24 protein-coding genes are annotated in these 23,123 nt (G+C 68.4%); 15 read left to right on the top strand and 9 right to left on the bottom strand.

Annotated elements, in window-relative coordinates:
• Window positions 1-17 precede the first annotated feature (17 nt).
• The 8 genes from ACYQ1L_RS00390 to ACYQ1L_RS00355 are packed head-to-tail and all read right to left on the bottom strand — an operon-like array spanning window position 18 to window position 8,517.
• Window positions 18-530, bottom strand: coding sequence for a hypothetical protein (locus ACYQ1L_RS00390; protein ID WP_460002198.1), 513 nt, complete (start codon window positions 528-530; stop codon window positions 18-20).
• A complete protein-coding gene (locus ACYQ1L_RS00385; protein ID WP_460002196.1) occupies window positions 527-1,648 on the bottom strand; it encodes a M15 family metallopeptidase in 1,122 nt (373 codons plus the stop codon). The genes ACYQ1L_RS00390 and ACYQ1L_RS00385 overlap by 4 nt, the downstream gene beginning before the upstream one ends.
• Window positions 1,648-3,729, bottom strand: a complete 2,082-nt coding sequence (locus tag ACYQ1L_RS00380) for a hypothetical protein (protein ID WP_460002194.1) — start codon at window positions 3,727-3,729, stop codon at window positions 1,648-1,650. The genes ACYQ1L_RS00385 and ACYQ1L_RS00380 overlap by 1 nt, the downstream gene beginning before the upstream one ends.
• Complete coding sequence (locus ACYQ1L_RS00375) at window positions 3,726-6,293, bottom strand: ATP-binding protein (RefSeq protein ID WP_460002192.1); 2,568 nt, start codon at window positions 6,291-6,293, stop codon at window positions 3,726-3,728. Before ACYQ1L_RS00375 ends, ACYQ1L_RS00380 begins: the two co-directional genes overlap by 4 nt.
• A gap of 8 nt (window positions 6,294-6,301) precedes the next feature.
• Window positions 6,302-6,928: a hypothetical protein gene (locus ACYQ1L_RS00370; RefSeq protein ID WP_460002191.1), complete on the bottom strand. Its 627-nt coding sequence runs from the start codon at window positions 6,926-6,928 to the stop codon at window positions 6,302-6,304.
• Between the two features lie 10 nt (window positions 6,929-6,938).
• Window positions 6,939-7,238, bottom strand: a complete 300-nt coding sequence (locus tag ACYQ1L_RS00365) for a hypothetical protein (RefSeq protein WP_460002190.1) — start codon at window positions 7,236-7,238, stop codon at window positions 6,939-6,941.
• Window positions 7,235-8,263 carry a conjugal transfer protein gene (locus ACYQ1L_RS00360; RefSeq protein WP_460002189.1) on the bottom strand — a complete coding sequence of 343 codons (1,029 nt, stop codon included), beginning with the start codon at window positions 8,261-8,263 and terminating at the stop codon, window positions 7,235-7,237. Before ACYQ1L_RS00360 ends, ACYQ1L_RS00365 begins: the two co-directional genes overlap by 4 nt.
• Entirely contained in the window at window positions 8,263-8,517 is a 255-nt protein-coding gene (locus tag ACYQ1L_RS00355) for a hypothetical protein (protein ID WP_460002188.1), read from the bottom strand. The genes ACYQ1L_RS00360 and ACYQ1L_RS00355 overlap by 1 nt, the downstream gene beginning before the upstream one ends.
• 261 nt (window positions 8,518-8,778) lie before the next feature.
• On the opposite strand from ACYQ1L_RS00355, the gene ACYQ1L_RS00350 reads away from it, so the two are divergent.
• Window positions 8,779-9,531 (top strand): hypothetical protein, encoded by a 753-nt coding sequence (locus ACYQ1L_RS00350; RefSeq protein WP_460002187.1) that lies wholly within the window; start codon window positions 8,779-8,781, stop codon window positions 9,529-9,531.
• 105 nt (window positions 9,532-9,636) lie between these two features.
• Here ACYQ1L_RS00350 and ACYQ1L_RS00345 read toward each other — a convergent pair whose 3' ends face one another.
• Entirely contained in the window at window positions 9,637-9,951 is a 315-nt protein-coding gene (locus ACYQ1L_RS00345; protein ID WP_460002186.1) for a hypothetical protein, read from the bottom strand.
• A 225-nt stretch (window positions 9,952-10,176) separates the two neighbouring features.
• On the opposite strand from ACYQ1L_RS00345, the gene ACYQ1L_RS00340 reads away from it, so the two are divergent.
• From ACYQ1L_RS00340 to ACYQ1L_RS00275, 14 genes are all read left to right on the top strand, one after another.
• Window positions 10,177-10,863, top strand: coding sequence for an SAF domain-containing protein (locus ACYQ1L_RS00340; protein WP_460002185.1), 687 nt, complete (start codon window positions 10,177-10,179; stop codon window positions 10,861-10,863).
• An 11-nt stretch (window positions 10,864-10,874) separates the two neighbouring features.
• Complete coding sequence (locus tag ACYQ1L_RS00335; protein WP_460002184.1) at window positions 10,875-11,699, top strand: hypothetical protein; 825 nt, start codon at window positions 10,875-10,877, stop codon at window positions 11,697-11,699.
• Window positions 11,696-13,309: an ATPase, T2SS/T4P/T4SS family gene (locus ACYQ1L_RS00330; protein WP_460002182.1), complete on the top strand. Its 1,614-nt coding sequence runs from the start codon at window positions 11,696-11,698 to the stop codon at window positions 13,307-13,309. The genes ACYQ1L_RS00335 and ACYQ1L_RS00330 overlap by 4 nt, the downstream gene beginning before the upstream one ends.
• Complete coding sequence (locus ACYQ1L_RS00325) at window positions 13,306-14,172, top strand: type II secretion system F family protein (RefSeq protein ID WP_460002180.1); 867 nt, start codon at window positions 13,306-13,308, stop codon at window positions 14,170-14,172. Before ACYQ1L_RS00330 ends, ACYQ1L_RS00325 begins: the two co-directional genes overlap by 4 nt.
• A complete protein-coding gene (locus ACYQ1L_RS00320; protein ID WP_460002179.1) occupies window positions 14,169-15,059 on the top strand; it encodes a hypothetical protein in 891 nt (296 codons plus the stop codon). The genes ACYQ1L_RS00325 and ACYQ1L_RS00320 overlap by 4 nt, the downstream gene beginning before the upstream one ends.
• A 138-nt stretch (window positions 15,060-15,197) precedes the next feature.
• The gene (locus ACYQ1L_RS00315; protein ID WP_460002178.1) at window positions 15,198-15,611 is read left to right on the top strand and encodes a hypothetical protein; all 414 of its coding nucleotides are present in this window, start codon (window positions 15,198-15,200) and stop codon (window positions 15,609-15,611) included.
• On the top strand, window positions 15,608-16,054 hold the full coding sequence (locus ACYQ1L_RS00310) for a hypothetical protein (RefSeq protein ID WP_460002176.1): 447 nt from the start codon (window positions 15,608-15,610) through the stop codon (window positions 16,052-16,054). Before ACYQ1L_RS00315 ends, ACYQ1L_RS00310 begins: the two co-directional genes overlap by 4 nt.
• A gap of 7 nt (window positions 16,055-16,061) precedes the next feature.
• On the top strand, window positions 16,062-16,427 hold the full coding sequence (locus ACYQ1L_RS00305; RefSeq protein ID WP_460002175.1) for a pilus assembly protein TadG-related protein: 366 nt from the start codon (window positions 16,062-16,064) through the stop codon (window positions 16,425-16,427).
• A gap of 1 nt (window position 16,428) precedes the next feature.
• Window positions 16,429-17,073, top strand: coding sequence for a hypothetical protein (locus tag ACYQ1L_RS00300; protein WP_460002174.1), 645 nt, complete (start codon window positions 16,429-16,431; stop codon window positions 17,071-17,073).
• A gap of 503 nt (window positions 17,074-17,576) precedes the next feature.
• The gene (locus ACYQ1L_RS00295; RefSeq protein WP_460002173.1) at window positions 17,577-18,080 is read left to right on the top strand and encodes a hypothetical protein; all 504 of its coding nucleotides are present in this window, start codon (window positions 17,577-17,579) and stop codon (window positions 18,078-18,080) included.
• Between the two features lie 13 nt (window positions 18,081-18,093).
• Entirely contained in the window at window positions 18,094-21,051 is a 2,958-nt protein-coding gene (locus ACYQ1L_RS00290; RefSeq protein ID WP_460002172.1) for a LysM peptidoglycan-binding domain-containing protein, read from the top strand.
• Window positions 21,051-21,644: a prepilin peptidase gene (locus ACYQ1L_RS00285; protein ID WP_460002170.1), complete on the top strand. Its 594-nt coding sequence runs from the start codon at window positions 21,051-21,053 to the stop codon at window positions 21,642-21,644. The genes ACYQ1L_RS00290 and ACYQ1L_RS00285 overlap by 1 nt, the downstream gene beginning before the upstream one ends.
• A gap of 100 nt (window positions 21,645-21,744) precedes the next feature.
• Window positions 21,745-22,572 (top strand): hypothetical protein, encoded by an 828-nt coding sequence (locus ACYQ1L_RS00280; RefSeq protein ID WP_460002168.1) that lies wholly within the window; start codon window positions 21,745-21,747, stop codon window positions 22,570-22,572.
• Window positions 22,573-22,838: 266 nt separating this feature from the next.
• Window positions 22,839-23,114: a hypothetical protein gene (locus tag ACYQ1L_RS00275; RefSeq protein WP_460002166.1), complete on the top strand. Its 276-nt coding sequence runs from the start codon at window positions 22,839-22,841 to the stop codon at window positions 23,112-23,114.
• The last annotated feature ends 9 nt before the right edge of the window (window positions 23,115-23,123 follow it).

The following is a 23,123-nucleotide window of genomic DNA, read 5'->3' as shown; positions in this document are numbered from 1 at the left end:
GGACGGAGTGGACAAATTCATTTCCGGGTTCGCGGGGGAGAGGTCAGCGCGAACACCTGCCAGCGGCCGGGGGTCGCACCTTCCTCGGCCTGTCGGATCAGCTCGAGGCGCCAGAGCCCGGCGTCGGAGGGAACCTCGACGATGACCTGGGTGGAGCTCGGCGCCGACGTCACGGTCGCCGGGCCGGTGACGGTGCTCCCGCGGATCGCCTTCGGGTCGGTGGACTGCCACATGTATCGGGCTTCAGCGGTCATCGACGGGGAAACGGCAGCCCACCACTGGTCGTAGGGGAGGGCGTGGTTCAGGAACTGAGGCATCAGCTGCTCCGCCAGCGCTGCCGCCTCCTGCTGACTCTTCAGGGAGGCCGTGTCGCTTCCCGAGCTCCCGGTGGTGGGCAGGGCCAGTGGCCGGGTCGTCTGAGCGGTGCCGGTGGGCGTGGGCGTCGCTTCCGGGGCGGGGGCGGCGCAGCTGGTGAGCAGCAGGGCGCCGGCGAGGATCCCGCCGATGATGAAGGTCTTGGTCGTGGTCATGCGCTCTTCTCCTTGCCCCAGTACTCCCAGTGCCAGGCCTCTTGGGGGCCGGATCCGCCGGGCTCGGCCCAGTCGGGGTGCTTCCACCCGAACGCGGCCGCGTTCTGCTTCAGCCACGCGTACGTCGCGTCGCTCTCGCTGATCGTGTAGTGCTGCTGCGTGCCGACGTCGATGGCCAGGCCCCAGCCGTGATTGCTGGTTCCTGGGGTGGCGGCACCGTCGCCGTACGTGGCCTTGTCGCGGACCTGCTGGTCGAAGTCGCGGTAGCCGTCGTTGATCGGCAGGTGGAAGCCGTTATCGGCGAGGAACTTCTGGTCCATCGCGACGAGCGCCGCGGTGGCGTCAGGGCGCAGCGCATGCTCCGGCGCCCACGGAATGGGCTGGAGGGCGCTGCTCGGGATGCCGCCGTTGCTGAACCCGCCCCACGGGCCCGGCTCGGTGCCGGCCGCGGCGGGGTAGTTGTTGCCGGCAGGTCCGATCTTGCAGGTGCCGGATCCGGGCTGCGACGACAGAGGCAGGCCCGTGAGCGCGGACACGACCTGTGTGGCCGGCTCGAGGTACGGCTGGTAGTCGTTCGCGTCCGCGTTGATCTGCGTGCGGTGCGCGGCGATGATCGGCGGCAGCGTGTCCCACCCGGGCACCTGGATCAGCGCCTGGAAGAACATCGTCGCGGCCTTCTGCGGGTTCAGGCGGTCAGCGCGGCTTCCCCACCCGTCCTGCTGCTGGAACAGCCCGATGCTGGTGGTGCGGGACCCGTCGGGGTTCGTCCACCCGCTGGTCTCCCAGTCGCCGTAGTCGATGTTGCGCAGCGACGACTCGTCCATCGCGGTCATCACCCCGATGACCTGGGCGTTGCCGCCGAGGTTCATCGCCCGCGCGGCCGCGATGATGGCCTGCGCGTTGGTCAGCTGCTCGCCCGAGTAGCCGGCGATCGATTCCGGCAGCGACCTGTTCGCCGGTGCGGCCGCGGACACCACCGGAGCGGGGGCTCCTGGTGCGCACGCGGCCGCACCGGCTGCGCCGAAGATGGTCATCGCCATCATCAGCAGGTACCCGGCCACCAGCACCACGGCGCCGACGGCGAAGCCGGCGATCGCGACGAGTACGCCCTTCTTCATCAGATGTTCCGCTCCGCGACCTTCCGCAGCCGCTCCCGCAGCAGAGTCGACGAGCTGCTCGCCGGCGCCGGAGCGCTCGGAGCGGTGATGCGGTACACGCCTCCGCGCTGAGGGGCTTCACGGGGCATGACCCGGCTGACGCCGTCCTTGTCGACCTCGATGCGCCGCCCGAAACCGGTGAACGTCGGACGCTGAACACCCCCGGAACCGGACGCGGCCGGCGCCGACGGCTCAGACGAGCGGCGCCCCGGCGTGGGGCTGGGCTCGGCCGCGGCAGAGCCCGCTGCGGCGCTCTGGATGCCGCGCTGCAGGACGTACTTGCCGCCCTCCTTGGTCAACGCGAGCACTGCAGCGCTGGTACCGCCGGTTGCCGCAGCGAGTCCCACCGAGACGCCAGCGGTGAGGGCCTTCGCCGCCTTCTCCTTCACGCTGCTGCTCTTGCCCGCCTCGAGTGCAGACGGGGCGGGGATCGCCTCGAGCGGCATCATCGGCACGGGCGCCTGGGTGGACACGGGCGCGCCGGGGCGGCTGGTGCCGAAGAACCCGCCCATCGTGCCGCCGGTGGTGATCACTGGGGCGACGCCGCCGACCGCGGCGCCGGCGGCGTCGGCGAACATCTTCCCGCGCAGGTAGGACTCCGCGAACCGGGTGGTCTGCCGGACGACGTTCTTCACCACGGGGCGGGCCTTGGCCTCGTGGGCGCGGCCGAGGCCGAGCCTCGCCATGCGGGCGGCGAACTTCTCCCCGGCCTTCTTCGCCTTGAAGAACTGCCAGACCAGGGTGATGATCATCGCGGTCACCATGAAGTCGAGGAATCCGAGCTGAGCGATCGCGGACAGCCCGGGGATGTTCGACATGAGCGTCATCGCGCCGGTGGTGAGCTTCAGGAACGCGGTGACGAGGATGATCGACATGCCGATCGTGAACAGGCCGACGACGACACCGGCCATGGCGCTGAACCATGCATGCCGAGCGATGGAGGGCAGGATCGCGGCGACGTTGGCGAAGAACCACTTCCCGGCATTCCAGATCGTGTACCCGGTGGCGAGCAGGAGCACGAACCCGAGCGCGACCGCCATGGCCAGCAGGATGTTGGTGCCGTAGGTGGCGATACCGGCCGTGGCGGCGGTGCCCCAGTTCGGGTTGGACGCATAGTCCGCAGCCGCGGGGTCGCAACCGCGGATCGCGTCGCGCACCTTGCTGGTCGTGCCGGGATCACCCGGGTTGACCTGCATCATCGACGTGTTGAAGGCATCGACGCAGCTGCCGGTGAGGACGTGCCCGAACGTGACCTCCTGCATCGGGACCCGCACCCACACGTCCATCACCTGAGACAGCAGCGCGTCGTTGACGACCTGCTTGGCGTTGTCCGCGGTCGGGGGCGCGTTGAGGTAGTCGCTGTTGTCGGAGGCGATCGCCGCGGCGACCGATCCTGACCACTGCTGTGCCTTGCGGATCCCGCCGTCGGGACCGGTGACCATGCCGATCGGGTTCGCGAGCATCCCGGCCACGAGCGCGGCCGCGGTGAGCGAGAGGACGATCTCCGTGATGCCGAGGGCGACACGGCCGCGCATGATCGCGACGATCCCGATCAGTCCGGCGGCGGCCATCGCCAAGGGCACCCAGCCGATCGAGGTGACGATCGAGGACAGCAGGTCGAAGATCGACTGCAGCGGAGGAGTGATCCAGTCGACCCACTCCATCGTGACGAGGAACTCGATGAACCACAGGCCCCAGGACAGCGAGACGATGTTCCAGATCCAGATCGGGTCGACGACCTTGCTCATGAACCACTGGTCCGGGTGGAAGATGTCGCCCCTGTCGATCGGCAGGAACACGTAGTGCAGCATGTCGACGCCGCCCGAGTCCTTCGCAGTCAGCGCGCTGAGGTAGGGCAGCGACTTCAGATCCCCGTCAGCCGCGTTCGCGATGATCGCGTTCCCACCCAGCAGGGAGATCAGCAGCCAGCTCCCGACGATGAACGCGAACACCCGGACCGGGTGGCGCAGCACCCAGCGGAGGACACGCCGGATCCGCCGACGTGCGGTGGACGCCTCGACCGCGAGCGCGTAGAGGCTCATGCGGACACCTCCTCGGGGGCGGGGGCCTTCTCCGCATCCGGGGTGGAGAGGGTGGCCTGTGCACGCTCAGGACGGCGGGAGACCCGTGTGCGGATCTTGCCCATCCGGCCGCGGGCATCACGGAAGAGCGCCTCGCCGCGTCGGTTCACCGGGACCTTGTTGTCGGGGCCGAGGGGCGAGAGCTGCTCCGTGATGAGCTTCACGTTCACCTCGTCCTTGCTGAACCCCTTCTGGAACCACTCGAGGTTCGATTCGGCGGCGTCGGTGTCGGTCTGCCGGGTCAGCACCCGGTTCTTGATCAGCGCGCGCATCTCCGGGCCGCCGAAGTCGCGAGCGTCCTGGGACGCGATGAGCAGGGGTGCGCCGTGCTTACGGCCCTGGCGGAGGAAGACCTCGGCCTCGGCCAGGCTGTGCGGGTTGGCGGCGACGTGCTTGAACTCATCGACCACCCAGAGGGCGAGCTCGTTGCGGTTGCGGAAGCAGATCTCCTTGCTGAGGCGGGCGAGCAGCGCGTACATGGCGTTGCCGAAGATCTTGTCCAGGCCGAGGCGCTTGAACTGGTGGGGGCTCTCCAGCTCCTCCTTGGTCGGCAGTGCGACACCGTAGGTGAGGAAGACGATCGCTCGAGCATCGAGGTCCAGGACCGGCAGCGTGTCGTCGAACAGCACTGCCCCGTACTCGGTGTCGCTGTACAGATCCATGAGTCCGGCGAGCCGCTTGGCCGTCGAGTCCCCCGCGGCGCCCATCGACTTGAGCTGCTGGTGCAGGTGCCCGATGCTGACCAGGTTGCTCTCCTTCGCGCGGCGCTCACTGAGCACCGTGGCGAGCATGATGCCGTCCTCGGACAGAGGTTCGATGCCCAGCAGCGACGCGCACAGGGTGTACATGTGCGAGGCGCCCTCTTCGGCACCGAAGATGCGCAGCGGGTCCAGCGAGTACTTCGGGTTCACCAGGTCGACGAGGATGGTCGAGGTCTGGTCGAGGGTCTTCGCGAACGTCGCGTACTCGCGCACCTTGGAGCCGTCGATCGCGACGAATCGGCCGCCGCGGTCGTGCACGCCGCCGATGACGATCTTGATGAACACGGTCTTGCCGCCACCCTGTTCGCCGGCGAGGCCGATGGAGCCGGACACGTCGCCCTTGATCTGCCCCCACAGGTCGAGCAGGACCGGTCGCTCCATGCCGTTGCTGATGTTGTCGGCGATCAGGACGCCCTTGTTGTCGCCGAGCTCGGTGCTGGTGAGTGGGGTGAGAGTCGCGAAGTGGGTTCCGGTGGTGAGCTCCGCGAACTCCCGGACGATGCGCGTGGTCGGGCTGCCAGGCCACATTGCCCACCAGAGGGCCTCCTGCCCGCCGATGGGGATGTCGAACTGGAACTCGAGCGAGTCCGCGAAGTACTTCCGCACGAACTCGGCGCGTGCGATCGCGCCGTCGGCGGTGGAGTCGCCGACGGCAACGATGAACGTCGCCTGCACCTGGACCTCACGGTCGTACGCGCCGAGCTCCTGGTGAAACTGGTTCAGGTCGCTGGCTGCGACGTCCATCTCGCCGCCCGTGCCGGTGATCGCGGCCGTGCCCTCCTGCTGGTCCATCTGGTCGGCGATGTTCGCCTCGATCCGGGAGTTGCGGCGCTTCGCCTCCCGGCCGCTGATGCTCTGCACACGGAACACCCAGTCGGCGTTGACGCCGAGCTCGTCGAGCGTCCCGACCCAGTCGAGGTCCTCGTCCCAGCCGCCCTTCGGAGTGCCGGACAGCGCGAGCATGCACTGGTAGCTGGACTCCATGGCGCGCAGGTTCGTCACCTTCAGGAACCGGGCCTTGAGCGGATTGCGGTGCGCGATCTTGCTGGTCGTGTCGGTCTGACCGCCCTCGTCCATGTGGAACGGGGGGTAGCTCTTCGGTGTGCTGACCTTCTCGAGGTGCTCGTCGAGCTGCAGCTGTCGGGCGCCGTGGGCGACCTCGTCGGGGCGTCGCTGCGGAGCGGGGGACTCGTACAAGCCGCGGCTGACGGCGTGCGTTGCGATCCAGACCTGCTCCGCGACGGTCGCGCGGCGCGGCAGTAGGGCACCCGGAATGGCGTCCTCGATCTGCTTGGCTGCACGCAGCGCTGCCACAACCGCGTCGGGCGCCGGCGGTGCCACCCGAAGGGCGAGGCGCTCGCGTGCGGAGTTCTCGAGCCAGCTCCACACGCGGCGGAGCTGGTCCACCGGGGTCTTCGCCTTCAGAGGGACGGAGATCCAGAATTCGCGGCGGCCGTGCGGGTGCGCATCGAAGTCGTCCATGGCCAGGAGGACTTCCTCAGCGAGCATCGGGTGCTCGGACACGTCGACACCGTCGAGCATGTTGTTCGCGACCTCGTCGGGCGAGACCATGCCGCCCAGACCCATCAGCATGTACTCGCCGATGATGCCGTGGGCCAGCGCACGGTGGATCCGCCGGCGGGTTTCGTTGAGCTCGCTGCCACCGAGCCCCTTGGGGAGCCCTTCCAGGCGCCAGGTGGCCCACACGACGCCGGAGTCTGTCCACTTCAGGTGGCCGATCATCGAGGTGTCAGGAACGCGCATCGTCATCGTCAGCTCTCTTTCACGCCGGCCTGCTCGAGCAGGCGGTCCATGCCCGACGTGAAGCGGCGGGCAGGTGCAGGGGTAGGTGCAGGGGTGGTGGGATCGGCCTCGGCGGGAACCGTGTCCTCGGCAACGGCGGCCGCGGGAACGGGTGCTGATGTGACGAGGGGAGTGGGCTGCTCGGCGGCCGCCGTGAAGATCGCGGAGCCGAGCTCCTCGTCGTCGATCTCGGCGAGCAGGATGTCCACCTGCACGCGGTGCGGCTTGAGGAGTTTCACCGGCTGACCGTTGATGGTCCCCGCCACGGGGCGCGTCGATGCGTTCAACCAGTCGGTGAGCAGGTTCAGCGGCTTGCGTCGCGTCGACGGAATGTGGCCGGTGAGGAAGATGACGCCGACGGACGCCATCACGAGCGCGACCAGGCGCACCAACGGAAGGCCACCCACCAGCGGGCCCCACAGCGGCATCGTGCTGTAGCCGACGAACAAGACGATGCCGCCAGTCACAAGCTGCACGAGCGTGTAGGGCCCGCCGGGGATCCGCCAGTCCCCGAGCTTCCCGATCAGCGTCGGGATCTTCTTGATGGCGGTGAATGTCCGCGCCGTGCGACGCGGTGTGGTGTCCGTGGTGCTCATGAGTCGTCGCTCAGCCGGAGAACGTCTGGCTCCAGATCCCCGAGAGGACCTCCATGCCGTTGCCGTGCACGATCCAGATCCCGAAGCTCCCCACGAGCACCGCGCTGATCACGCCGGCTGCCGCCCAGCCCTTCTTCCAGCAGCCGATGAGGAGAGCGATGATGATCACGGTGAGACCGACGTCCTTGAGCAGCGTGAACAGCTGGGCGTTCAGATCAGATGCGGTGGAGATGGCGCCGCCGGTCTTGACGACGGCCGAGTGCACACCGGCTGCCGCGCGGTGTGCAAGGTCGGAGATGACGGTGTTCATGGTGTTGCTCCTTCAGTGGTGGTCGGTGAGGGGTGGGGTGTGGGCTTCGGTGACTGGGATGCCCCGGCCGGGGGTGCGGAGACCTCGAGGTCGGTGACCTCCCAGCGGCCGGCGCGGGCGGTCAGGTGGACGAAGTACGTCGCGGTGACGAGCTGCCCGTCCGCGGTCTTCAGCGCGACGGTCGCCTGGACCGGCATCACGGTGCCGTCCGCGGGCACCTTGTCTGGCGCAGTGGGGGAGGAGAACGTGACCGGCGTCAGGCCGGCGAACGCAGCAGGCGTCACCGGCGCGATCGAGACGCCAGGGGTCAGATACGAGTCGACGCTTCCCTGACCGGTGAGGTACGCGGCGAGCATCAGCTGGATGGTCTGCGCGGCCGGGCTGTCCTGCGACAGCTGGTTGCTGAAGCCGACACCAGTCGACGTCGCTGTCGCCACACCGGGACCCGCCTTCGGCGCCGGCAGGCCTACCGCAGCGAGCGTGTCCTTGGCCGTGTCGATATTGACGTCGTAGAACCGGCGGACCCAGATCGGGTCCTTGCCATCGCTCTGCTTGGTCTTGATGTCGCCGGCGACGGTGACGGTGACCAGGGAGGTGCCGGCGGCAGGGGCGATCGACGCGACCGACAGGTTGCGGTACTCGAAGGGCGCCTCGCCGAGTCCAGACGGGACGGTGCTCACGTACGGCTGCAAGGACGACGGATCGGTCCGGGTGGCAGACAGCCATGCGCCGACGAAGCCGACGCTGTAAGCGCCGGCGCTCTGCTGGAGCACGCTCAGTTGATTGCTCTGCGCCGAGGCGGTCGCGACGGGCTTCGCGGCCGGTCGGAGCAGGGTGAGGGCAAGCGAGACCGGTGCGCAGAAGAGGCAGATGAGCAGGACGGTCGAGACCGCTCGCTTCCCGAGCCAGGGTCCGTTCGTGAACGACGCCGACTGCGCCGGGAGTGTGGCGTGGGCGTCATCGGTCTTCTTCTGACGCTTCGGTGTCGGGCTCTTCGTCGTGGGAGTGCGGGTGAGGAGTTTCATCACGCACCCGCTTCCGGCAGGTCGACCGGGCCGGTCGCGAGACGCTCGTACGTCTGGATCGCGGAGGTGTAACGGGGTGACTGCAGGAACGCGAGGGCCCGCTGCCGGGTCTCCTCGCTGAGCAGTTTCTCGTGCAGATCGAGGGCGATGTCCTGCCCCTCGTCGAACACGTGCAGGACCTTGGCGTGGTCCTCAATCTGCTCGATGAGGCCGTCGCTGAAACCGTCCTCCTGGTGCTGAGTCTGCGAGCCCATCTGGTCACTCCCGATCCGGTGGACCCCGGACGGGCCCTCTCACCTACAAGGGGTGGGCGGCGGGACGTGGGCTGGACAGATCGGTCAAGAAAATTTCTGGCCCGACGGGCGACTACACACGAGATCCGCGGAAACACGCGGATTCTCGCGTGAACAGGAGAAGGAAATCCACGCCGATTCGGGCGGCGGATACACGCACGCGTACACGCGCGCTGAGGAGCGTCGAGGGCGATTCGTTCCACGACGCCCGAGGAGTTCCTCATGTCCGCCACCGTCCAGCCGGCCCCGATCGCCACCCGACTCCACACCGAATGGGAGTCGCGCTACGCCCACCGCGAGTACCTCTTCGGCGCCCTCGGCATCCGCTCCTGCGACGACCTGATCACCGAGATCCGCGCCGGTGTCCGCCGCGACAGCAGCACGGCGCAGCGTGAGCGCACCGACGTCGTCCTGTACGAGCTGCTCACCCTCGCGCGTAGCGGCAATCGCATCGCCGAGCGTGTCCTCGTCCAGGTGCTCCTCCCGGCCGCGCAGCGCATGGCGCACCGGGTCCGCGCCCTCGACGGCATGGACCGCGCCGACCGAGTCGGCTACGCCATCACCTGCGCGTGGGAGGTCATCGGCGTCGACTACAAGATGCACCTGCACCAGCGTGTGCACGCGAACCTCACCATGGGGCTGCTCGGCAAGCTGTCCGAGCGCACCCCGACCGACAAGGCCATCCACGACCAGACCACAGCGGTCAGCAACGACTTCCTCGAGGCCGAGCTCGGCGCCTGGACCGGAGCGGAGCCGCCCGTCGAGGTCCTCGCCCTGCGCCTGTTCACCTGGGCCGTCGACACCGGCGCGCTCACCCGCGAAGAGACCGCGCTCCTCGCCCGCGTCACCATGGGCGACGACGAGGAGACCCGGGAGCAGATCGCCGAGTCACTCGGCATCACGATCGACAACCTCCACAAGCGCGTCCAGCGGATCCGCAAGCGCCTCAAGGTCGCGTACACCGAAGCGTTCTGAGCACCACCGGCGCGGACCGATCACAGACTCGGGCCCGTCGTCCATCCCTTCCTCCGGGGGATGGGCGACGGGCCCGTTCACGTCTGTGCGGCGGGTGCACGCCGATCAGGGAAGGAGGGAGTTGCGCAGCTGTTCAAGATGCGCGCGCAATGCCTTCTCGTCGACCCGGTACACGAACCGGTTGAAGCCACTGCGCGCCCCAGCCATCGACGGATCCCTCCGCTCGATCAGGATGCCGGCCTCGACCAGGGCGTCCTTGTGAGCGATGAGCGTCGTGCGGCTCACGCCGAGCTCCTCGACGAGCTCGGGCAACGACACCGAGCCCCGCTGGAGCGTTACGCGGATCAGCCCGACGCGTAGCGGGGAGATCCCGAGCGCGCCCAGCACGGCATCGAGGTCGACCGGTGCGTGCTCAAGCATGCAGCCAGTATCCCTCGGGGTATATCGGTTCGAAATCACTACGTCTCATAGGGACGGGTACCCTGAAGTTACGCACGGGGGGTCGTACAGGGTGTCGAAATTTCCGACACCCTGTATCCTGAGTGTGGACCAGGGGGGTTTGGTCAAGATTTCGGATGAAGTTGTCCACGACGTCGCGACACGAGCACCCCTTGTAGGTAGAAGGCCCTCGTGGAAGGACAACGCGTGACTATCACCGAACCCCAGCTCGCCTCGAGCATTGAAGCCCCCGCGGGGGCTGCGCCCGCCGCGTCCGGTGATGTGAAGCCTGTGCGCCGCCGCCGATCACCGATGTTCGCGCTCGTGGTCATCGCTCTGATCCTCCTCTCCGGTCTCGCCGGCGTCATCGCGTTCAACAGCCTGAGCAAGTCCACCCCCGTGTTCGTCGCTAAGAGCGACATCGTGCGCGGGCACGTCATCACCAAGGACGACCTGACAACGATCTCGATCGCCGCCGATCAGGACACCCAGGCGATCAACGCAACGAAGGCCGATTCCGTGATCGGGCAGATCGCCGCCGTCGACATCCCCACGGGCGGCATGGTCACCACCTCGTCTCTCACGAAGTCGCTCACCGTGCCAGACGGCAAGGCCCTCGTCGGCATCACCCTGCAGCCCGGCAAGCTCCCGGCGCAGCCCCTCAAGGCCGGCGACAACGTCGTGCTCGTCCCGGCGCAGGCGCAGGGCGCCCCGCCGACGGAGATCACCGCCGAGCAGACCACACCCGCCGTCGTCTCGCAGGTGCGTCCCGTCCCGAACACGAACGACGTCGTCGTCGACGTCTACGTGTCCGCCGCTGCAGCCCCGGGCATCGCGAGCCGCGGCGCGGGTGGCGGCCTCGCCCTCTACCTCGCTACCGGAGCAGCCAAGTGACCGTCTACGCGATGACCAGTCTCGCCGGGGCACCCGGCGTGACCACGGCCGCGACCGCGCTGGCGGTGCACTGGCCGCGCCCTGTCGTGCTGATCGAGGCCGACACCTCGGCCGCATCCACGGTCATGGCCGGATTCTTCCGCCTCAACCTCCGTCCGACCGCCGGCGGCATCGAACGCCTCTCTTTCGCGATCGCGCGCAACGCGCTCGAGGCCGAGGACATCCTCGACCCCGAGCTGTCGCTCTCCATCGCCGTGCACGAGCTCCCCGAGCTGCGGGACTACCCGATCCCCGCGATCCCCGACGGGCACCGCATGTGGGTGATCCCCGGGTTCGCGAGCCTCAGCATGGTCGGCGGCGTGCAGGGACTCTGGAGGGCGCTTCCTCTCCTGCTCGGCGCTCTGGGCGCAGGCGGCATCGACGTGATCGTCGACCTGGGCCGACTCGGCATCGACGACCCCCGCATGGCGCTGATCGACAGCGCCGACCGCGTCATCATCAACGCGGAGGCATCCGTCGTCGACCTCAACCGCTCCTACCGGAGACTCGACCTCCCCGACCTCAATCAGCGCGTCGCCGCCGGCACGACCAGCGAACGCTTCTGGGCCCTGCTGAAGGCCTCCTCCCACGAGAAGTTCCGCACCAGCGAGTTCTCCGACCATGTGCTCCCAGTCCTCGCGACCCTCCCACACGACCCCCTCGGCGCAGCCGTCTTCTCCCACGGCCGCCCCGACCCCAAACCCACCCGCAACGCGTACCGCGGCGCCGTCCGCCGCGTCGTGCAGGATCTGCAGGTCCTCGACGCCCGCAACCAGGACAGGAGCGTGACCGCATGAGCGATCCTCGCGACTTCGACCCGGACGAGGTCGAGATCACCACCCGTCCGTACTTCGACGACCTCGGCACCCGTCCGGCACCTGCGCCCGCCCCGACGACCCCGCGGGTGCGCGGCAACAACCATCTCCTCGCCGCCGCGACCGGACGCCCTCCGCTTCACATCGTCGACGACGAGGAAGCCACGCAGGCCGGCACCCGCCGTGATCGCAAGGCCGCCCGCTCCGTCTCGCAGGACGATGTCCTGCAGAGCCGCGGTGCCGCGTGGATCGAGCCGGACGGCTACCTCGACGTCGACTGGGACGTGGTCATGCAGCTTACGCGAGAGATCCCCGTCGCCGATGTCGACTCCGGAGAACGCGACCGCGGATCCTTCGACGTCGCCACGGCCTCCGCCGGGCCGGAGACTCCCGCGGAGGAGCGCACCTGGCGCGAGATCGAGCGCATCATCGATCACCACGTGAACAGGGAGATCACCAAGCTCGGCGCCGACCACGACTGGTCGCCCCTCAAGCGCGGCCACTACCGTCAGGCGATCTTCGATCAGGCGCACCGCTACGGCCGCCTGCAGCAGTATCTCCGCGAGGAGAAGGTCGAGGACATCTCGATCGTCGGTCACGACAACGTCGTGGTCACCAAGACCAGCGGTCAGAAGGAGCGGCGTCCCCCGATCGCCAAGAACGATCGTGAGCTCGACGACCTGATCGGTGAGATCGCCTCCTATCGTGGCCGCAGCTTCGCCCGTCCCGGAGGACGCCTCAACCTCGACATCGGTGGCGCCCGGGTCTCCGCGACCGGTTACAGCTCCGTCACCAACATCACCGTCCGAAAGCACGGGTTCGTCGACATCAGCCTCGATGACATGGTCAAGCTCCGCACCATCAACGAGGACATCGCTGCCTTCCTGGCCGCCGCGTCGCGCGCGAACGTCTGCCAGCTGGTCGCGGGATTCCCCGCCGCGGGCAAGACCACCTTCGTCCGCGCTCTCACCTCTGAGGTGCCGCCGGAGGAGAAGATCACCACGATCGAAACCGAGCGTGAGCTGTACCTGCACAAGCTCCCGGAGCGACACTGGCAGGTCCAGGACCTCCAGTACGTCCCGCCGCAGGCCGCCGGCGCTGACAGCGCAGCGGGCATCACCCTGGAACAGTGCCTCGACGACGCCCTCCGCGCCAGCACCGAGCGCATCATCTTCGCGGAGATCAAGAGCATCGAGGGCCCGATCGCGCTCAAGACCATGCAAGCCGGCAAGGGCTCGCTCTCCACGATCCACTCCCGCAGCGCCGACGACGCCATCCACCGTTTCGCTGACGTCCTGATGAGCGAGCTCGGACTCTCCGATGACACCGTCCCGCTGCGGCAGATCGGGCGCAGCCTCGACCTGATCCTCTACATCGAGACGATCTGGATGCCGAATGGCACCCGTCGCCGGATTGTCACCGAGGTCACCGAGGTGCGCCTCAACGACCAGCACCAGCCGATGGCCAAGCCGCTGTTCCTCTACGACGCCGCCACCGACAGCTGGACTACCCCGGAGGAGCCGACACGGGAACTCGCAGCGCGACTCCACCGCGCCGGCTACCGCTGGCCGCACCGGAAGGGGCTCGCATGACCCTCGCAGCACTTGCCGCCGCGGGCCTGATGGGCGGCATCATCATGGCCGTCATGTACTTCCGGCCCGGTCCGGAGAAGCCCGCACGTGCACCGAAGCCCACGCTCGGCCAGCGCTGGAACGCTCTCAGCGAGGGCACCCGGCAGCGCCTCATCATCGGCGCCGTCCTCGGCCTCCTCCTCGCCTTCCTGACCAAGTTCCCGGTCCTCGTCGTCGTCGTGCCCGCCGCCCTCGTGTGGCTCCCGCTGCTGCTCAGCAACCCGCCCACCAAGGAGCGCGACCTGATCGTCGCCCTCGAGACCTGGGCGCGAGCCCTCGCCGCGGGCGTCGGTGCGAACAAGTACACGCTCAAGGACGTCATCGGCGTGACCCGCGGCAGCGCCCCCGGGATCCTCCAGGGCCCGGTCGACCGTCTCTACGCACGGATGATGTCGACCTGGACCGTGAAGGACAGCCTCCGGAAGTTCGCCGACGAGCTGAACAGCCCCGCCGCGGACGAGGTCCTGATCGCGCTCATCCAGGCTGCGGAGTTCAACGGCGGCGGCCTCGAAACAGCGCTGAAGGGCATCGCCGAGAACCTGCACGTCGCATCGAAGAACATGCTCGAGGTCGACGTCGAGCGGGCCAAGGCCCGAGACACCATGCGCATCATGGCCGTGTTCATCGGTGCCACCGTCGTCTACCTCGTCTTCTTCGGCGGATCCGGTCAGCTCGACTTCTACCGCACCCCGCTCGGCGTGATCGCGATGCTCATCGTCCTCAGCGGATTCGTCGGCCTGATGATCTGGGCCAAGGCGATCACCCGGGTGCGCCCCGAACCGCGCATCCTCATCCAGAGCACCAGCGGAGGGCAGGAATCATGACGGTCACCTGGCTCACCATCCTCCCCGGCCTGCTGTTCGGCATCGCGCTCGGCATGATCGTGCTCGCGTACGCCCCTCAGACTGTGCGCACCAGCGACGCGCTCGCCCGCCTCGGCGAGGCCTCCGTGAGCACCGCGGGCCCCGCGATGAAACTGACGCGCTGGGATCGCGTCGGCAGCTGGCTCGCCCAGCACCTGCCCGCCATCAAGTTCCTCGCCCCGCCGACCAAGGACCTCGACCTGCTCGAGATGTCGGTCAGCTACTTCTACGCGTCCAAGGCCAAGGCAGCCCTGTTCGGATTCGCGGCACCCCTGGTCCTCCCGATCTTCTGGCAGCTGGTCACCGGTCAGCCCTCCGCGATGCTTCTCGCGCCGAGCCCGATCTTCGCGATCGTCCTCTGGTTCTCCGTAGACACCAACGTGAAGGCACGCGCCGCGAAAGCCCGGCAGGAAGTCACCCGCTTCATGGGCGTCTACCTGCAGACCGTCGCCGTCGCGCTCCTCGGGAACACCACCCCCGACACCGCGCTCAGCGAGACCGCTAACCTCTCCGACTCCTGGGTGTTCAAGCGCCTGCGCCGCGAGTACGCCGCCGCCGACCTCACCCGCATCAGCAAGTGGGATGCGCTGGAGAACCTCGGCAAGCAGCTCGACGTCCCACCGCTCGTCGAGCTCGGCCGCACGATGCGCATGTCCGAAGCGCACGTCAGCCTCCGTGAGCAGCTGCTCGCCTCCGCCGATCAGCTGCGCGACGAGGTCGCCGCAGCGACCAGGAAGGACGCGGAGCGCGTCACACGACGCGCGACCGTCCCCGTCTACCTGACCCTGGCCGTCCTGATCGTGCTCACGCTCCTACCGTCCATCGCCAACCTGTTCCTCCACCAGTAACCACACGAAAGGAATCACCATGAATGAGATCCCCGCATGGGCAGCCTGGATGATCGGCGGCATCGTTGTCGTCGGCATCATCGTCGCCGCGGTCACCGCCTGGGCCCCCGGGTTCATCCAGGGACTGCTCCCGCACTGATGTTCACCCGAATCCGACAGCAGCAAGAGCGGCTCCGCGCACTCCTCGCCCGTGACGAGGGGTGGGCGGGAACGGCCATGCTCTTCATGGCGACGCTGCTCTTGCTGCTGATCGGATTCCAGACCGCCTGGTGGTTCGCCGGCTACAACGTCGCCCAGACCGCCGCACAGGCCGCCTACACCGACAGCCGCGCCTACCAGGCGCCCGCCGACGCAGGCAAGAACACCGCGGAGCAGCTCATCGCCAACACCAGGCAGACGCTCCGCAACCCCAGAGTCACGATCATCCGCGGAGCAGACACCGTCACGGTCACCATCACCGGGAACGCCGTCGCGCTCCTCCCCGGAATCGAACCCCCGCCAGTCACCTACACGATGACCGGCCCGATCGAGAAGTGGGTGCCGGCACCATGATCGCTCGCATCCGACGCCTCCTCCGCGGCGAGCGCGGAGGTCTCGAAGACGTGCCCGGCTGGGCGATGATGTGCCTCGTCGCGATCGCGCTCATCAGCTTGATCGCGCTGCTCGGCCGCGGCGCGGCGATCAACAACAGCGTGCAGGCTGCGGCGTTCGCCGCCGCGCGCGACGCGTCGCTCTCTCGTGGTGGGGATGCTGTTCCGCACGCGATCGCCGCGGCGAACACCTCGCTCTCCGGGAACGTGACCTGCCAGTCCTTGAACGTGCAGATCGGCGGCAACGGGCTCCACACGGGTCTCGGCCAGGCCGGTACCGTCTCCGCGACGATCACCTGCGTCGTCTCCTACGGCGACCTCGTCTTCCCGGGCTGGAGCCTCCCGGGCACGTTCACGGTCACCAAGACCGAGCACTCGCCCGTCGATCCCTACCGAGAGAGGTGATCACCCTATGAAGTTCGTCCCCATGTTCGCGCTGATCTTCGTCGCGTTCTTCGTCATGGCCGGCATCGTCGTCGACGGCGGGGGCCAGTCCCAGACCGTGCAGCAGGCGCTCTCGATCGCCCAGTCCGCTGCTCGAGCAGGCACCAACGCTGCTGCAGGCACCAGCGTCAACGGTGATGCGTTTGACCTGTCCGGGCCCATGGCCGTCACCGCCGCCCAGAACTACCTCGCTTCCGCGGGCGTCCGTGGGACTGCCCGCGTGGCCGGCGACACCGTCACCGTCACCGTCGACATGACCTACAGCCCGCATATCCTCAAGATCGCGGATATCCCCATCCACGTCACCAGGTCCGCACGACTGATCGGAAACTGACATGACCCGCCGTACCGCCACCACCATCACCGTCACCACGCTCGCCGTGTTCGCGGTGCTCGGGCTGACAGCGTGCGACCCGGGCGCACCCAAGCCGACTGGTAGCAACACGCCCTCTCCGACGGTTTCCAGCTCGCCGACTGCATCGGCGAGTGATCGTCCCATGCCGCCCCAGGCAGATGCGCCTAAGACGTCGGACGAGGCCATCGCTGCAGCGGCCAAGACCTACCACGCGTACCTCGACGCCCAGCTTCCGTTCCTGAAGGATCTGACACTCGGTCCCCAATACCTCAGCGGGTACGTGCTGCAGGGGAGCCCGGAGTGGCAGTCGCTCAACGACACGGTCGATCAGCAGAAGGAAGCTCCCATCGTGTCCGGTGGCCCTGCGGTCTTCACGCCCAATGACGCGATGTCGGTGGCCGTTCCGGCGACCAGCTCTAAGACCGGTCAGAAGCTCGATTTTGGCGCAGTGAGCCTCTACGGGTGCTCCGACAACACGAAGATCACGTTCAGGAACACGTCGATTCCCAAGGGATCGTTCGCCGCGAAGGCCGTGCTCGTATATGTCGCAGATGCACATGCATGGATGGTGCAGGAATCGCGATCCATGCGTCCCACAGACGGTGAGGCGATGCCGCAATGCTGATGCTCAAGAGGATTGGAGCTGCCGTCGGCGCAGCGCTTCTCGCGATCGGGATTCTGGTACTCGGCGTCGCTTCTCCCGCGCTCGCCAACAACTGCTGGATCGACCCAATGACCGGAAAGACGGTGTGCGACGTCGTCGTGACGAACCCAGGAGATCCGGGAACATCGAACCCGGGGCCAGGTGCGGGGCCTGCGGACTTCACGCCCGGACCGACGAAATGTGTCGACAACTACGCGAAGCCCGCTCCAACTGAGATCCCGTGCAATGTTGGGGATTCGTGGTTCGACAACGAGCGCCAGTGCTACTGGTCCCTCGACGATCCACAGGGCCCGACCACAACACACGATCCGTCAACAGGAGCGTGGTACACATGCACGTTCACTGCATCAAGGTGCCCCCCAGCCGTGGGCTGCTTTAGCGTGCCCGTCTGGCGGACGACTCCTCCCCCCGGGATCAACCGGTACACGCCCGCGCAGGCGGCTGCAGCACTCGCCAGGACCTTTGTGTTGTCGCCGATCGAGATCGGCATGGCGCCGGAGCTGAAGGTCCACTCGGACGATCCGGCCGGGACCGCACCGTATCGGCGCACGTGGGTCGGGATCCCGGTCTGGTTGTGGGTGAACAACCCGACGCCGAGCTCGTGGGGGCCGCAGTCCAAGACTGCGACGCTCGGCGGGGTCACGGTGACCGCGAACGCATCCGTGCAGTCGCTCTACTGGAACTCCGGCGATGGCCAGAACGTCACCTGCGGTGCAGGGACACCGTTCAACGCCGCGGCGTACGCGAACCAGGCGGCCGTGGATTCCCCGACGTGCGGGATCCGGTACCAGCACACGACCAAGGGCGGCACGTTCACGGTCACCGCGACCACGAGCTGGGTCGTCCAATGGACAGGTGGCGGGCAGTCGGGGCAGATCCAGATGCCCACGACGACGTCCACCACAGACGTTAGGGTCGGTGAGCTGCAGTCGGTGAACGTCACGACGACGGGCGACACCTACAACTAAGGAGACAGCCAGCATGAAGAAGCTGCTCGCAGGCCTCGGATCCCTGATCCTGATCCTCGCCTGGGTGATCGGGTTCCCTGTTGTGCTCTTCCTGCTCGCCGGGAATCCGTTCCCGACCGCCGCGCAGTGGAACGCGATCGTCACGCTCACGCCCGACTACGGCAACATCATCCTTTTCACGAAGGTGCTGCCGCTGCTTCTCTGGGTGATCTGGGCGGCGTTCACGGCCCCGTTCCTCGTCGAGCTTTTCGCCTCGTTCCGGGGTGTCAAGACCCAGAAGAAGTTCCGCGCGACGCGCTGGCAGCAGAACCTCTCCGCGGGCCTCATCGGCGCCGTGGCGCTCACCTTCGCCGGTCTCGGCGGTCTCAGCGGCGCGGTGCCGGCGAACGCGGCGACCGTGCAGTCAGTATCGGCAGGCACGGCCGCATCGGCGCCGGTGGTGCGCACCCCGATCCAGCAGACGCCGGTGCAGCAGCAGGCCCCGCCCACCGTGCACGACGAGCAGGTGACCGTGCAGGAAGGCGACACCCTCTTCGGGATCTCCGAGCGCATCACCGGGGACGGCAACAACTACCCTGAGATCGTCGATGCCACCCAGGGGGTGCAGCCCGACGGCCAGACCCTGACGGATCCCGATCTCATCCAGCCGGGGTGGGTGGTGAACGTGCCGGTGGCGGACGCAGCGGTGCCCACCGCGCCCGCACCGGCCCCTACGACCCCGGCGCCGGCGCCGCAGACCTCCACCTCGTCTCCGGGGGCCGACGCACCCGTAACCCACCCCCCGGGGGGTGCGGTCGACGGAGGATCTGCGAGCGCTGGCGTCGGCTCTTCCACCGCAGCGACAGCTGCCCCCGAGTCGCCCGTGCCCGCGCCGTCGGCGCCGGCAGCAGCCGAGCGGCCCGCGCCGCAGGCGGTCGCGCCGGTGACGGAAGAGGCCGATCAGGGCATCGACTGGTCGGTGCCTTTGATGACCGCCGGCGGCATCGGTGGGCTGCTCGCGGCCGGACTGATTTCCGCTCTCAGTATCCGTCGAACACAGCAGCGGAGACGGCGCGCGGCGGGGGAGCGGATCGCGCTTCCTGCGGGTGAGGCGCAGCAGCTGGAGCTCGAGATGGAGTACGTCTCGGATCCGACGTCGGTCGACGACGTGGACAACGCTCTGCGGACACTCCAGGCGTGGGCAGAAGAGACCGGCGCGGATCTGCCGGAGCTCGTGGCCGTGCGGATCGCGGACGAGGAAGTCGCGCTGTACCTCGCGGGCCCCGCGGATCTGCCAGATCCGTTCGAAAGCGTGTCAGAGGACGGGACCGCGTGGATCGTCCGCCCGGGTCGCGCAGTCGCCCCGGAGCGCCCGACCGTGTCGCCGTACCCGGCGCTCGCGACGATCGGCACCGACGCGAACGGCGGCTTCCTGCTGCTGGATCTTGAGCAGATCGGGTCGCTGAACGTGAACGGCGACGACGAGATCGCCGTCGGGATGCTGAACGCGCTCGCCTCCGAACTCGCGCTGAACCCGTGGTCTGAGGACATCCAGGTGACGCTCGTCGGGATGGACGAGGCCCTCGCGCGGAAACTGAACCGAGCACGGATCCAGCAGGTCGCTGACGTCCCCGCGTTGGTGCGGAACCTGCGCGCGGACATGGAGGACCGGCGTGAAGCGCTGGACTCGTACGGGGTCGGTGGTGTGCTCGAGGCGCGGACGCGGGCGACGGATATGGAGTCCTGGGCGCCGCACATCGTGATCCTCGCCGAGCCGCCCGTCGGTGCGCTGCGCGACGAGCTCGCAGCGCTGGTGGAGCGCATGCCTCGCCTCGGCATCGCGACGGTCTCGCACGGCGACCCGCTCGTCGACGGCGCGACCATCAACGTCCGGTCGTCGCTGGACGCCGAGTACTGCAGCGGTGGGTCCATGCCGCCGATGCCGTTCCGCCCCCAGATCCTCGCAGGCAAGGAACTCGACGCGGTCCGCGAGCAGTTCGCGATCACCGAGCAGGCGGGACACCCCGCCGACCTCGTCGCCGAGCACCCGCAGGCGCCAGCGGCCGTCGTCGCCGAGTCCGAGCCCGAGACGGTGCCCACGGACGATGCCGCCACGCCCGCGGCTGAGACCGAGGCCGAAGCTCCCGCGGTCGACGCCGCTCCCGCAGTCACCGCCGCCACCGACGTCGAGCCCGCGGCTGCTGCCGCGGCCGAGGTCGATGCGGATCCGGCTGTGGTCGTGCCGGACTGGCCGGCGCCGATGATCCGCCTGCTCGGCCCCGTCGACGCCGAAGGGATCGCGGACGCGGAGGCCCTGCCCGGCCGCGGCCTGGAACTGCTCGCGTTCCTGCTGCTGCAGAACGGTCCGGTGCAGGGGTCGTTCGTGCAGTCTCAGCTCTGGCCCGACAAGTACGACCCCAAGAACGGCAACGCGCGCACGCTCGCGAAGCAGGTCCGCGCAGCGCTCGGCCACGACCCCGAGGGGAACCCGCTCCTGCCCGAGGGGCGCGCCGCGGACGGCTTCCGGGCTCACCCCGCGATGACCACCGACTGGCACATCTTCTGCCGGCTCATCGGTCCCGACCTCAAGACGACCAGCAACGAGAACCTGCTCGCCGCGGTGCGGCTCGTGCGCGGCGTCCCGTTCGCCGGCGTCAAGCGGCAGCGCGGCTGGTGGACCTGGCAGCGCAACTGGGAAGAGACGATGCGTCAGGCGATCGTCGACGCCGCGGCCGAGCTCGCACACCGCGCCCTCGGATCCTCCCGGTTCGACGACGCCCGCACCGCGGCACGCGCTGCGCAGGCCGCGGACCCGCTCGTCGAGACCGGCTGGCGACTCGAGATCGAGACCGCCATGAAGGCCGGCGACGCCGACGCCTTCAACCGCGTCGTCGAGGAGATGTACGAGCGCATCGGCACCGACACCGAGCTCGACGACGAGACCGTCGAGCTCATCGACGCCGCACACAAGGTCCTGCCCGGACTCAGCTGATGACGAACATCCAGAGCAGCATGGAGTCCGCGGTCGAGCGCCAGGTGGTGGCTCGCCCGCGGCACCCGCTGCTCTGGGCGCTCGCGCAAGGCACCGGCATCGGCCTCCTCCTCGCCCCCGTCCGCTACTGGCAACCCGCCGTGTTCCCCTGGGCACTTCTCGTAGGCCTCACCGTCGCCCTCGCCGTCGTCGCCGTGATCGATGAGACCACCCGCCGGATCCCCAACACGCACACCGCCCTGCTGCTCGCAGCAGGAGCCGTCCTCACGATCCAGACCGCGGTCCTGAACAGCCCGACGGCGGCGCTCACCTCGGTGGCGGCCGCGGCCGGCGTGGCCGTCTTCTACGGGATCGGCGCAGCCCTCCACTGGTGGGGGATGGGCGACGCGAAGCTCGCCGGCACGACCACGCTCCTCGTCGCCACCATCGCAGGCCCCCTCGCCGCGTACCTCGTACCGGTCGCGATCGTCATCAGCGCCGCCCGCATCCTCATCCGCCAACTCAGAGGACTGCCCACCACGCACCCGCACGGAGCAGCGATCGCCGCCGGCGCGATCCTCGTTCTCTTGCTCGCGGCCCTCAGCGGCCGGTGAATGGAGCCTGACGAGATCTGATCGTCAGTGCAACGGCCGTTGCACAAGCTCTATCGTCCGACGAGCCGTTGGACGATAGATGACTGGATAGGGGAAGACCATGGACGCTGCTCTGAACGCCAAGGGTGAAGTAGTCACGATCGACCAGGTGCGCGGACTCGCTGTGTTGCCGGATCTCTGGTGCCCTGGCGAGCTGCGAGACGGCTCCGAGTGCGGCGCCAAGGCGTGGGCGACCTCCCTGCAGAGCACGAAACGCGCGGCCGCCTTCGCCGCCCACCATCGCGACGGATGCGACGAGGGGTCGGGGCGTTCAAAGGACCGCCCCGGCGATGCAGGGCACGACTACCCGCAGGGCACTCGACCGACCCGTTGGCGAATGCGCATCGGGGACGCTGAGCCCTCCACCGGCCCCGACGGGAGACGGCGCCCCGATCCGAAACGCCCCGGCTGGCTGACCCGCCGCTATCGCACCGACCCGAGCGAAGGGCAGGCGGACACCGCCGACCAGCGCTCGTTCTCGACGATGCTCGTCAACCTGCTGGCCGGCACGATGCCCGCGGACCTCGAGCTCGTCATCGGCGGACGGGAACCCATCCCCGCCGCGCAGGTCATCGTGCACGCACGAGAAGCTGCGAGCGCTGCGCGGCTCCACACGGACGTGATCATCTGGGGCAAGGTTGTCGGGTACACGCGCACCCCATGGGATGGACTCATGTTGCGCCTCGAGGACGCAGCTGACCGTGTCGCGATCCTCGTCGACAAGAAGAGCCTCATCCGGCTGAAGATCGCCGACGCTGACACGCTCGTCGGTCGTCATGTGATTGCCTTCGGCCGATACACGCTCCCGGAGAGCTCTCGGTGGCCGCATGTGCGCGCTGAGCATGCGTCCGTGGCGTTCAACCCCCGTGTGCTGCGCCGGCGCCGGTAGGTGCCGGTCTGAGGCTGTCCACGGGGTGGTCGTCGTCGGGCGCAGGCAGGCTCGGGGCGTTACCGAAGCATGATCGGCCCTGGCCAGACGGGCTGTCGCCGTCGAGCGGGTGTAGCGCTCATCGGAGATCGAAGGGTTCCTGCGCGCGCCGGGCGTGCTCCACCGAATCGGCCCGGACGCGGCCGAGCCGGTAGCAGCCTCGCCTGGTATCTCAGAGCGCGCTGACGCGCTCTGCGGACGTCGACGGTGGCTTCTAGGCTGGCCTGATGCTGATCGGAACCATCCGCCCTGACGAGAGCCGCACGATCACCGTTCAGGGTGAGGAGCTCGACGAGATCCAGGCGCTCGTCGCCGCGCAGACCCCCGCGGGGTGGGAGATCATCAGTGCGCCGGTCGCCATGGCGAAGAAGGACACGATCCTGACCGCTGAGGCGACAATCGCGCGGCGCGATGGGTTGCAGGAGATCGAAGGGGTCGACCTGGAGGACATCCGCACGCGTGTGCCTGTCGGCTTCAAGCTGATCGCGGTCCGCGCAGCCTGAGCCGCGTGC

The sequence above is a fragment of the Microbacterium xylanilyticum genome, assembly GCF_054654695.1.
Note: the sequence above shows the minus strand (reverse complement) of the source record. Positions and strands in the feature narration are given on the sequence as shown.

Coding starts and splice junctions, on each gene's coding strand:
- ACYQ1L_RS00360 (WP_460002189.1), bottom strand. CDS start 8,263: ATGAAACTCCTCACCCGCACTCCCACGACGAAGAGCCCGACACCGAAG.
- ACYQ1L_RS00275 (WP_460002166.1), top strand. CDS start 22,839: ATGCTGATCGGAACCATCCGCCCTGACGAGAGCCGCACGATCACCGTT.
- ACYQ1L_RS00355 (WP_460002188.1), bottom strand. CDS start 8,517: ATGGGCTCGCAGACTCAGCACCAGGAGGACGGTTTCAGCGACGGCCTC.
- ACYQ1L_RS00280 (WP_460002168.1), top strand. CDS start 21,745: ATGGACGCTGCTCTGAACGCCAAGGGTGAAGTAGTCACGATCGACCAG.
- ACYQ1L_RS00335 (WP_460002184.1), top strand. CDS start 10,875: ATGACCAGTCTCGCCGGGGCACCCGGCGTGACCACGGCCGCGACCGCG.
- ACYQ1L_RS00370 (WP_460002191.1), bottom strand. CDS start 6,928: ATGAGCACCACGGACACCACACCGCGTCGCACGGCGCGGACATTCACC.
- ACYQ1L_RS00330 (WP_460002182.1), top strand. CDS start 11,696: ATGAGCGATCCTCGCGACTTCGACCCGGACGAGGTCGAGATCACCACC.
- ACYQ1L_RS00325 (WP_460002180.1), top strand. CDS start 13,306: ATGACCCTCGCAGCACTTGCCGCCGCGGGCCTGATGGGCGGCATCATC.
- ACYQ1L_RS00285 (WP_460002170.1), top strand. CDS start 21,051: ATGACGAACATCCAGAGCAGCATGGAGTCCGCGGTCGAGCGCCAGGTG.
- ACYQ1L_RS00375 (WP_460002192.1), bottom strand. CDS start 6,293: ATGCGCGTTCCTGACACCTCGATGATCGGCCACCTGAAGTGGACAGAC.
- ACYQ1L_RS00350 (WP_460002187.1), top strand. CDS start 8,779: ATGTCCGCCACCGTCCAGCCGGCCCCGATCGCCACCCGACTCCACACC.
- ACYQ1L_RS00305 (WP_460002175.1), top strand. CDS start 16,062: ATGAAGTTCGTCCCCATGTTCGCGCTGATCTTCGTCGCGTTCTTCGTC.
- ACYQ1L_RS00365 (WP_460002190.1), bottom strand. CDS start 7,238: ATGAACACCGTCATCTCCGACCTTGCACACCGCGCGGCAGCCGGTGTG.
- ACYQ1L_RS00290 (WP_460002172.1), top strand. CDS start 18,094: ATGAAGAAGCTGCTCGCAGGCCTCGGATCCCTGATCCTGATCCTCGCC.
- ACYQ1L_RS00345 (WP_460002186.1), bottom strand. CDS start 9,951: ATGCTTGAGCACGCACCGGTCGACCTCGATGCCGTGCTGGGCGCGCTC.
- ACYQ1L_RS00320 (WP_460002179.1), top strand. CDS start 14,169: ATGACGGTCACCTGGCTCACCATCCTCCCCGGCCTGCTGTTCGGCATC.
- ACYQ1L_RS00380 (WP_460002194.1), bottom strand. CDS start 3,729: ATGAGCCTCTACGCGCTCGCGGTCGAGGCGTCCACCGCACGTCGGCGG.
- ACYQ1L_RS00390 (WP_460002198.1), bottom strand. CDS start 530: ATGACCACGACCAAGACCTTCATCATCGGCGGGATCCTCGCCGGCGCC.
- ACYQ1L_RS00315 (WP_460002178.1), top strand. CDS start 15,198: ATGTTCACCCGAATCCGACAGCAGCAAGAGCGGCTCCGCGCACTCCTC.
- ACYQ1L_RS00385 (WP_460002196.1), bottom strand. CDS start 1,648: ATGAAGAAGGGCGTACTCGTCGCGATCGCCGGCTTCGCCGTCGGCGCC.
- ACYQ1L_RS00310 (WP_460002176.1), top strand. CDS start 15,608: ATGATCGCTCGCATCCGACGCCTCCTCCGCGGCGAGCGCGGAGGTCTC.
- ACYQ1L_RS00300 (WP_460002174.1), top strand. CDS start 16,429: ATGACCCGCCGTACCGCCACCACCATCACCGTCACCACGCTCGCCGTG.